This window comes from Streptomyces sp. NPDC025721 (genome assembly GCF_055558595.1).
The window spans coordinates 250,187-258,678 of the sequence record NZ_JBVHMF010000010.1 but is presented as its reverse complement, the minus strand read 5'-3'; the positions used below and the strand labels follow the sequence as shown (position 1 = coordinate 258,678).

Below are 8,492 nucleotides of genomic sequence, written 5' to 3'. Positions count from 1 at the left end.
ACGCACGTGGAGGGCCACAGACACCGGGAGGGGCACGAGCGGTGGAACCGCGCGGCCGAACCGTCCGGTAGCACTGGGGTGCCGGCCCCGGCGCCGGCCCCGCCCGTCCGTTTCCGCGCGTCCGTTTCCGCGCGTCCGTTTCCGCGTGTCCGTTTCCGCGTGTCCTACGCCGAGAGACCCGGCGCGTCCCCGGCGGCGGGCGCCCCCGCCGTCTGTTCCGCGATGGCGCGCAGCCGGCTGAGCGCGCGGTGCTGCGCCACCCGTACGGCCCCCGGCGACATGCCGAGCACCTGGCCGGTCTCCTCGGCGCTCAGCCCGACGGCGACCCGCAGCAGCACCAACTCGCGCAGGTGGTCAGGGAGGTTGTCGAGCAGCTTCTTGGCCCAGGCGGCGTCGCTGTTGAGCAGCGCGCGCTCCTCGGGGCCGAGCGAATCGTCCGGTTTCTCCGGCATCTCGTCGGACGGAACGGCGGTGCTGCCGGGCCCGCGCATGGCGGCCCGTTGCAGATCGGCGACCTTGTGGGCGGCGATGGAGACCACGAAGGCCTCGAACGGCCGCCCCAGGTCGCGGTAGCGGGGCAGGGCGCACAGCACCGCGAGACAGACCTCTTGGGCGAGGTCGTCGACGAAGTGCCGGGCGTCGCCCGGAAGACGGGACAGTTTGGTGCGGCAGTACCGCTCGGCGAGCGGGTGGACATGCGCGAGCAGGTCGTGTGTCGCCTGCTCGTCGCCGTCGACTGCGCGCCGGACAAGGGCACCGATGGCCGGAGTGTCGTCGTCGCGCATCCACCCATGGTGCCTCGCCGCGGCGCGATCCGCGTCATCGCGGCCGTACTTCTGCACCGAAGCGTTATGAGCGGCCGAACCCGACGCTGTCATCTCCGCCATGTGAGGCCCCCGCCGATCCCCGAGGAAGTCCATACGTCAAGCATGCGTCCTCCCCCGGGAAACCGAGGACTTGTGGGCGACTTCGCCGGAACGGCCGCCCTCTCGGGCGTACGACACGACGGCTCAGCGAACCAGGCCCCAGCGGAAGCCGAGCGCCACGGCGTGGGCCCGGTCGGACGCGCCGAGCTTCTTGAACAGCCGCCTGGCGTGCGTCTTCACGGTGTCCTCGGAGAGGAACAGCTCGCGGCCGATCTCGGCGTTGGAGCGTCCGTGGCTCATGCCTTCGAGCACCTGGATCTCGCGGGCGGTGAGGGTGGGCGCGGCGCCCATCTCGGCCGAGCGCAGCCGCCGCGGGGCGAGCCGCCAGGTGGGGTCGGCCAGCGCCTGCGTCACAGTCGCCCGCAGTTCGGCGCGCGAGGCGTCCTTGTGCAGGTAGCCGCGGGCACCGGCGGCGACGGCGAGCGCCACGCCGTCCAGGTCCTCGGCGACCGTGAGCATGATGATCCGGGCGCCGGGGTCGGCCGACAGCAGCCGCCGTACGGTCTCGACGCCGCCGAGGCCGGGCATGCGGACGTCCATCAGGATCAGGTCCGACCGGTCGGCACCCCAGCGGCGGAGGACTTCCTCGCCGTTGGCCGCGGTGGTTACGCGCTCGACACCGGGCACGGTGGCCACCGCGCGGCGCAGGGCCTCTCGGGCGAGCGGGGAGTCGTCGCAGACGAGGACAGAAGTCATGACCGCCCTCCGCAGCTGAACCGCGTCACGTTGTGCCTCCAGGCTGTACGAATGTTCACCGTTGAGGCTGACGGCCTCGGGCACTTGCCCGATTCACTTGTCCGCCAACCGCTTCCGCCAGACTCAACGACCCTCACCCGAAAGAGTTACGAAGTTTGCCGACGGTCATCGGCACTCTACGTGATCATGCGCACACGGATCGCCCAGGCCGCAGGTCAGACGGGTGAGAGAGCCGGTATTTCGGAGGCGGAACGATTCCTCTACGGCCGAGCGGCCCTGCCCGGATGCTGCCGAACGGGTGTTATGCCAGATTTTTCACTGTTTGGACGCTCTTTCGCGCCTTGTGGGCTATTCGCCACTAGATTGGCGATGAGTCATATTTACATCTACTACGACAGTAGATGTACGGTCGAGACGCTGACTCTTCACGGCCTCCCAGACCGACACACACCCTCCGAGGGGATAAGCAATGGCAGACTTCTCCCGCCTTCCCGGCCCCAACGCCGACCTCTGGGACTGGCAGCTCGTGGCCGCCTGCCGAGGCGTCGACAGCTCGCTCTTCTTCCACCCCGAGGGCGAGCGGGGCGCCGCCCGGAGCGCGCGCGAGGCCTCCGCCAAGGAGGTGTGCATGCGCTGTCCCGTACGGGCCGAATGCGCCACCCACGCCCTCGCCGTCCGCGAGCCCTACGGGGTCTGGGGCGGACTCACCGAGGACGAGCGCGAGGCGATGATGGGCCGCTCGCGGTCGCGGATGCCCTCGGCGGACGCCGAAGCGGGCCGCTCCGAGCGCGAGCCGTCGGACGTGCGCGACGCGACCGACCTGCACGACGCCGACCTGGACGACGCCGACCTGGACGACGCCGACCTGCACGACAGGTCCGAGTTGCACGACGCCGACCTGCACGACAGGTCCGAGCTGCACGACGCCGACCTGCACGACGCCGACCTGCACGACGCGTCCGACATCCGCGACGCGTCCCACGTGTGAGCGCGCTTCCGCGAGACGCCAGCAGAATCGTTCCTGCACTCCCGGTGCCGTCGGCACTCCCGGTTCCATCGGCCGCGTCGGCCCCGTCCGCCCTGCCGCGTACGGCACGCGCGGCGCGCCGCCCGCCGGGCCCGGCTGACGGGCGACCGGTGCCCTGAGATCAGCGGGCCGCCGCCTGCGCAAGGCGGCCGAGCATCATGTCCACCGCCGGGACGTTCGCCAGATCGGGCAGCGTGAGGGCCACCACCTCGCGCTGCACGGCCGGACGCACCTCCACCACGGCGACGCCCTTGGGACGTACCGACTCCAGCGCCAGCTCCGGCAGCACCGCGACCCCGAGACCGGCCGCCACCAGGCCGACCACCGCCGGGTAGTCGTCGGTCGCGAAGTCGATCCGCGGGGTGAACCCGGCCCGCTCGCACACCTCCACGAGGTGGCGGCGGCAGCGCGCGCACCCCGCGATCCACTGCTCCTGCTCCAGCTCCGCGATGTCCACCGGGCGCCCGCCGACAGCGAGCGCGTGCCCCTCGGGCACGACGCCGACCAGCCGGTCGGTGAGCAGCGAGCGCACGACGAGGTCGTCCCACGACTCCTCGGCCGGGGTCGGCAGATCCACGTAGCGGAACGCCAGGGTGATGTCGCAGTCGCCCGCGCGCAGCATCTCCACCGAGCGCGGCGGCTCGGCCTCCTCCAGCGACACCTTCGTGCCCGGGTACTGCGCGCGCATCGCCGCGACCGCGCCCGGCACCACCGTGGAGCTGCCCGAGGGGAACGAGGTGAGGCGTACGCGTCCGGCCCGCAGCCCCGCGATCGCCGCGACCTCCTCCTCGGCCGCCGTCAGCCCGGCCAGGATGCCGACGGCGTGCCTGACCAGCACGTCACCCGCCTCCGTCAGCCGGGTCTCGCGGGCGCCGCGGACCAGCAGCGGGGTGCCCGCGGAGTGCTCCAGCGCCTTCATCTGCTGGCTGACGGCGGGCTGGGTGCAGCCCAGTTCGCGGGCCGCCGCGGAGAACGAACCGGTGCGGGCGACGGCCCGCAGCACCCGGAGATGACGTGCCTCGATCATCCGCCCACCATAAGCGGAACTTAGGGATACCCGACAGATATCGGTAATGGACTTTGAGGCGGGCCCGCGCCACGCTGAGGAGCCATGGACGCCATCGCATTCGGCAGCACAGGCACAGGCAGCGGTACGGGCAGCGGTACGAGCGCGGGCAGCGGGACGGGCGCGGGCGCCGGCGGCGCCTGGGTGGGCGGCCTCGCCGCGGACCGCCTCATCCGTGCCGAGTATCCGGACCTCGACCCCGCCGCGCCCTACCTCAACACCGCCACCGTCGGGCTGCTCCCGGCCCGCACCGCGGCGGCGCTGCGCGGGGCCGTCGACGAGTGGGCGGCGGGCCGCCCCGACACCGACGCCTTCGAGGCGGCCGTCGTCGCGGCGCGCGCCGCCTACGCCCGGATCGTCGGGGTGGCGGTGGAGCGGGTGGCGCTGGCCAGCACGGTCGCCGAGAGCGTCGGGCTGATCGCGGCGCGGCTGCCGCCCGGCGCCGAAGTGGTCGTCGCCGACCGGGACTTCAGCTCCCTCGTGCAGCCCTTCGCCGCCCGCGAGGACCTGGACCTGCGGATCGTGCCGCTGGACGCGCTCGCCGACGCGGTGCGGCCGGGCACCGCGCTGGTCGCCGTCAGCGCCGTGCAGTCCGCCGACGGCCGGGTCGCCGACCTGCCCGCGATCCGCGCCGCCGCCGCGGCCCACGGCGCCCGTACGCTCCTGGACGGCACCCAGTCCGTCGGCTGGCTCCCGCTGTGCGCCGACGACTACGACTACGTGGTCTGCCACGCCTACAAGTGGCTGCTCAGCCCGCACGGCGCCTGCTTCCTGACCGTGCGCGCGGGCGCCGAGCCGACCCTCTCCCCCGGCTTCGCGGGCTGGTACGCCGCCGACGACCCCTGGGAGTGGTGCTACGGCCCCGTCACCCGGCTGGCCCCCGGCGCCCGCCGCTTCGACGCCCGCCCCGCCTACCTCCCTCTCGTCGGCGCCGCCGCCTCCCTCTCCCTGATCGAGGAGATCGGCGTCCCCGCGATCCACGCCCACGACACCGCCCTCGCCGCCCGCTTCCGCGACGGCCTCACCGCCCTCGGCCACACCCCCGTCCCCGGCCCCTCCGCCACCGTCACCGTCGCCCTCCCCCCGACCGCCCCCGCCCGCCTCACCGCCGCCGCCGTCCGCTTCTCCACCCCCACCACCTCCCTCCGCTTCGCCTTCCACCTCTACAACACCCCCTCCGACATCGACCACACCCTCGAATCCCTCGCCTGACGCCTCTCCCGGCGGGGCGCGTCGCGGGGGGAAATCGGTTGGGGGTGGGGGGGTGGGCGTGTTGGGATGGGGGGATGGATCGCGCTTATGTACTCGGGTTGTTCGATGCTCAGATGCGGCGGGACGCTCCGCCGGAGGGGGCGGGGACGCGGGTGGAGCGGAGCGGCGGGGTGGTGCGGCAGGTGGGGGCCGCGATGCACGACTGGAGCGGGGTGCTCTGGTCGGAGCTGGACGAGGACAGCGCGGGCCCCGCGGTCCAGGCGCAGCTCGCGTGGCTGAAGTCGCCCGAGGGGGCGGGCCGGGAGTTCGAGTGGAAGCTCTACTCGCACGACCGGCCGGCGGATCTGGGCGAGCGGCTGCGCGCGGCGGGGTTCGTGCCGGAGGAGCCGGAGACGCTGATGGTCGCGGAGGTCGCGGCGCTGCCCGGCGAGCCCGTCCCGCCGGACGGCGTACGGCTGGTGGAGGTGACCGACGCCGCCGGGGTGGACCTGCTGGCCGCCGTGCACGAGGAGGCGTTCGGTACGGGCGCGGAGCAGCTGCGCGAGCGGCTGCTGGACGCGCTCGCGCAGGCGCCGGACGAGATCGCGCTGGTGCTGGCGATGGCGGGCGACCGGCCGGTCTGCGGGGCCCGCATGGAGATGCCGCCGGGCAAGGACTTCGCGAGCCTGTGGGGCGGCGGGACCGTCGCCGAGTGGCGGGGGCGCGGCGTCTACCGCGCGCTGATCGCCCACCGGGCCCGTATCGCCGCCGCCCGCGGCTACCGCTACCTCCAGGTCGACGCGATGGACGCCAGCCGCCCCATCCTCCAGCGCCTCGGCTTCAGCGCCCTGAGCGTCACCACCCCGTACCTCTACCAGCCCTGAGAGCGGAGGCGCGCCCCGCATGGGACTGCTGCTGAGCGTCAACATCGGCCACCCGCGCCCCAACCCGTGGAAGCGGCTGCCGGCGACCGGTATCGACAAACGGCCGGTCACCGGCCCGGTACGGGTCACCGCGCCGGGTCCGAAGGGGGACGGCGCGGTCGGTCTGGCCGGTGACCGCGCGCACGACGTCAAGCACCACGGCGGCGCCGACCAGGCCGTCTACGCGTACGCCCGCGAAGACCTCGACCACTGGGGCCGCGAGCTGGGCCGTACCTTCGCCAACGGCTTCTTCGGCGAGAATCTGACCACCTCCGGCATCGACGTCAACGCCTCGCTGATCGGCGAGCGCTGGCGGATCGGCGCGCGCGGACCCCTCCTGGAGGTGTCCTGCCCGCGCATCCCGTGCGCGACCTTCGCGGGCTGGCTCGGCGAGAACCGGTGGCTGCGGCGCTTCACCGACGCGGCGCTGCCGGGCCCGTATCTGCGGGTGATCGAGCCGGGCGAGATCCGCGCCGGGGACCCGGTCGAGGTCGTGCACCGGCCGGACCACGAGGTCACCGTCGCGCTGTCCTTCCGGGCCTTCACCACCGAGCCCGAGCTGCTGCCGCTGCTGACCGGCCTCGACGCCCTCCCCCGCGAGGACCGCGACGCGATCCGCCGCCGCCTCGCCCACGACCCGAAATAGGCTGCCTCCCATGTCCCGAGTGCGCTCCGTGAACGTCGCCCGCCCCCTCGTCGTGCCCTACACCGACGGCGAAGGCGGCCTCACCGGCATCGGGAAGCTCCCGGTGACCGGACCCGTCGCCGTCACGGCGCCCGGACCGCGCGGCGTCGCGGGCGGCGGCCTCGCCGGGGACACCGTCTGCGACCTGCGCTTCCACGGCGGCGACGAACAGGCGGTGTACGCGTACGCCCGCGAGGATCTCGACCGCTGGGAGCGGCGGCTGGGGCGCGAGCTGCCCGACGGCCGCTTCGGCGAGAATCTGACCACCACCGGCATCGACGTCAACGCCGCGCTGATCGGCGAGCGCTGGCGGATCGGCGCCGCGGGGCTCGTCCTCGAAGTGACCTCGCCCCGCATCCCGTGCCGCACCTTCGCCGGGTGGCTGGACGAACGCGGATGGGTCAAGCGGTTCACCCGGGAGGGGCTGCCTGGCCCGTTCCTGCGGGTGATCACACCGGGCGAGGTCCGCGCGGGGGACCCGGTCGAGGTCGTGCACCGGCCGGACCACGAGGTCACCGTCGCCTTCCTCTTCCGGGCGATGACCCTGGAGTCCGAGCTGCTGCCGCGGGTCATGGCCGCGGCCGACACCATGAACCGTACGTATCTGGAGGCGGTCAACAGCCGCTTGAGTCCGGCGCGTTGACGAAGGGTCCGGCGGCGGCCCGTACGCTGCCGGGATGACGACTTCACTGGTCACCGGGGCGACCTCCGGCATCGGAGCGGCCTTCGTACGACGGCTCGCCGCCGACGGACACGCCCTCGTCCTCGTCGCCCGCGACGAACAGCGGCTCGCCGACACCGCGGCCGGGCTGCGCGAGCGGTACGGGGCCGACGTCGAGGTGCTCCCCGCCGACCTCACCACCGACGACGGGATCGCCGCCGTGGAAGCGCGGCTGCGCGACCGGGAACGGCCCGTCGACGTCCTCGTCAACAACGCCGGTTTCGGCAACCACGGCACCTTCCTCGACGCCCCCATGTCCGACGAGCTGCGCATGCTCAAGCTGCACTGCGAGGCCGTGCTGCGCCTCACCGGCGCGGCCGTCGAGACCATGCGCCCGCGGGGGCGCGGGTACGTGATCAACGTCTCGTCCGTCGCGGCCTACATGCCTCGCGGCACGTACGGGGCCAGCAAGGCGTGGATCGTCCACTTCACCGAGGGCGTGGCCGCCGAGACGGCCGGGTCCGGCGTGCGGCTCCTCGCCCTGTGCCCCGGCTTCGTCCGCACCGAATTCCACGCCCGGGCCGGGATGGACGCCTCCCGGCTGCCCTCCTTCGCCTGGCTCGACGCCGATGCCGTGGTCACGGCGGCCCTGCGTGATCTCGCCCGTCGGCGCATTCTCAGCGTGCCCTCCGCCCGCTACAAACTCGCCGTGTCCCTTGCCCGGCACCTTCCTCCCGGCCTCTACGCAGCCGCCTCCACCCGCGCCGGCCGCCGCTTCGACCCCCGTGGGTAAGCCGATCCCTCAGCTCACGCCCCCAGGGCCGCAGTTACGCGCGCGGCGCCGACGCAGGGCCTGTTTTTAGGGGCGCGGGGAACTGCGCGACCAGCCCCCACCGGGCTTTCAGCCCGAGAACAACAGCGACTGCCCCGCTGGGGCCGGTTTTCACCCGCGCCTCCGCGCGGGCTGAGCGCGCAGTTCCCCGCGCCCCTAACTACACGGCGTGCCGCCTCGGCAGAAGAACCGCCCCGGGGCCGCGCCCCGAAAAAGCCGTGCCTGACGCCCCGCGCAAGGGAACCGCCCCGGGGCCGCGCCCCGAAAAAGATCGGCGTGACGCCCGGGGCAAGGGAGCCGTCCGGGGGGCGTCGCGGGGAAGGCGGTGTGCCGTCTGTCGGGGAGGCGACGTAGGGCCGGGGCGGGGAAAGGGGGCGGGGGGGGGGGGGGGGGGGGGGGGGGGGGGGGGGGGGGGGGGGGGGGGGGGGGGGGGAGGGGGGAGGGGGGGGGGGGGGGGTGGTTTTTTTTTATACTTTTGCGTGCTT

9 protein-coding genes and 1 pseudogene are annotated in these 8,492 nt (G+C 73.7%); 7 read left to right on the top strand and 3 right to left on the bottom strand.

Annotated features, from left to right (window positions below; translation table 11 throughout):
- Window positions 1-164: 164 nt before the first annotated feature.
- Entirely contained in the window at window positions 165-785 is a 621-nt protein-coding gene (locus tag ACZ4EF_RS17405) for a sigma-70 family RNA polymerase sigma factor (protein WP_355336798.1), read from the bottom strand.
- 225 nt (window positions 786-1,010) lie between these two features.
- Window positions 1,011-1,622 (bottom strand): response regulator transcription factor, encoded by a 612-nt coding sequence (locus ACZ4EF_RS17400; RefSeq protein WP_003948568.1) that lies wholly within the window; start codon window positions 1,620-1,622, stop codon window positions 1,011-1,013.
- Between the two features lie 469 nt (window positions 1,623-2,091).
- Here ACZ4EF_RS17400 and ACZ4EF_RS17395 point away from each other — a divergent pair.
- Window positions 2,092-2,406 (top strand): annotated as a pseudogene (locus ACZ4EF_RS17395) (WhiB family transcriptional regulator); the annotation flags it as partial.
- Between the two features lie 18 nt (window positions 2,407-2,424).
- Entirely contained in the window at window positions 2,425-2,610 is a 186-nt protein-coding gene (locus ACZ4EF_RS17390; protein ID WP_467505156.1) for a pentapeptide repeat-containing protein, read from the top strand.
- Window positions 2,611-2,770: 160 nt separating this feature from the next.
- Here ACZ4EF_RS17390 and ACZ4EF_RS17385 read toward each other — a convergent pair whose 3' ends face one another.
- On the bottom strand, window positions 2,771-3,676 hold the full coding sequence (locus ACZ4EF_RS17385; RefSeq protein ID WP_467505138.1) for a LysR family transcriptional regulator: 906 nt from the start codon (window positions 3,674-3,676) through the stop codon (window positions 2,771-2,773).
- 84 nt (window positions 3,677-3,760) lie between these two features.
- Here ACZ4EF_RS17385 and ACZ4EF_RS17380 point away from each other — a divergent pair, with 84 nt between their 5' ends.
- The 5 genes from ACZ4EF_RS17380 (at window position 3,761) to ACZ4EF_RS17360 (ending at window position 7,968) form a co-directional block, all read left to right on the top strand.
- Window positions 3,761-4,927 carry an aminotransferase class V-fold PLP-dependent enzyme gene (locus tag ACZ4EF_RS17380; protein ID WP_467505136.1) on the top strand — a complete coding sequence of 389 codons (1,167 nt, stop codon included), beginning with the start codon at window positions 3,761-3,763 and terminating at the stop codon, window positions 4,925-4,927.
- A gap of 74 nt (window positions 4,928-5,001) precedes the next feature.
- Window positions 5,002-5,790: a GNAT family N-acetyltransferase gene (locus ACZ4EF_RS17375; protein WP_467346727.1), complete on the top strand. Its 789-nt coding sequence runs from the start codon at window positions 5,002-5,004 to the stop codon at window positions 5,788-5,790.
- Window positions 5,791-5,809: 19 nt separating this feature from the next.
- A complete protein-coding gene (locus tag ACZ4EF_RS17370) occupies window positions 5,810-6,475 on the top strand; it encodes an MOSC domain-containing protein (RefSeq protein ID WP_467505134.1) in 666 nt (221 codons plus the stop codon).
- A gap of 10 nt (window positions 6,476-6,485) precedes the next feature.
- Window positions 6,486-7,157 (top strand): MOSC domain-containing protein, encoded by a 672-nt coding sequence (locus tag ACZ4EF_RS17365; RefSeq protein WP_401309269.1) that lies wholly within the window; start codon window positions 6,486-6,488, stop codon window positions 7,155-7,157.
- A 34-nt stretch (window positions 7,158-7,191) separates the two neighbouring features.
- Window positions 7,192-7,968: an SDR family NAD(P)-dependent oxidoreductase gene (locus tag ACZ4EF_RS17360; protein ID WP_467505131.1), complete on the top strand. Its 777-nt coding sequence runs from the start codon at window positions 7,192-7,194 to the stop codon at window positions 7,966-7,968.
- The last annotated feature ends 524 nt before the right edge of the window (window positions 7,969-8,492 follow it).

Coding starts and splice junctions, on each gene's coding strand:
- ACZ4EF_RS17380 (WP_467505136.1), top strand. CDS start 3,761: ATGGACGCCATCGCATTCGGCAGCACAGGCACAGGCAGCGGTACGGGC.
- ACZ4EF_RS17405 (WP_355336798.1), bottom strand. CDS start 785: ATGCGCGACGACGACACTCCGGCCATCGGTGCCCTTGTCCGGCGCGCA.
- ACZ4EF_RS17400 (WP_003948568.1), bottom strand. CDS start 1,622: ATGACTTCTGTCCTCGTCTGCGACGACTCCCCGCTCGCCCGAGAGGCC.
- ACZ4EF_RS17385 (WP_467505138.1), bottom strand. CDS start 3,676: ATGATCGAGGCACGTCATCTCCGGGTGCTGCGGGCCGTCGCCCGCACC.
- ACZ4EF_RS17375 (WP_467346727.1), top strand. CDS start 5,002: ATGGATCGCGCTTATGTACTCGGGTTGTTCGATGCTCAGATGCGGCGG.
- ACZ4EF_RS17370 (WP_467505134.1), top strand. CDS start 5,810: ATGGGACTGCTGCTGAGCGTCAACATCGGCCACCCGCGCCCCAACCCG.
- ACZ4EF_RS17365 (WP_401309269.1), top strand. CDS start 6,486: ATGTCCCGAGTGCGCTCCGTGAACGTCGCCCGCCCCCTCGTCGTGCCC.
- ACZ4EF_RS17360 (WP_467505131.1), top strand. CDS start 7,192: ATGACGACTTCACTGGTCACCGGGGCGACCTCCGGCATCGGAGCGGCC.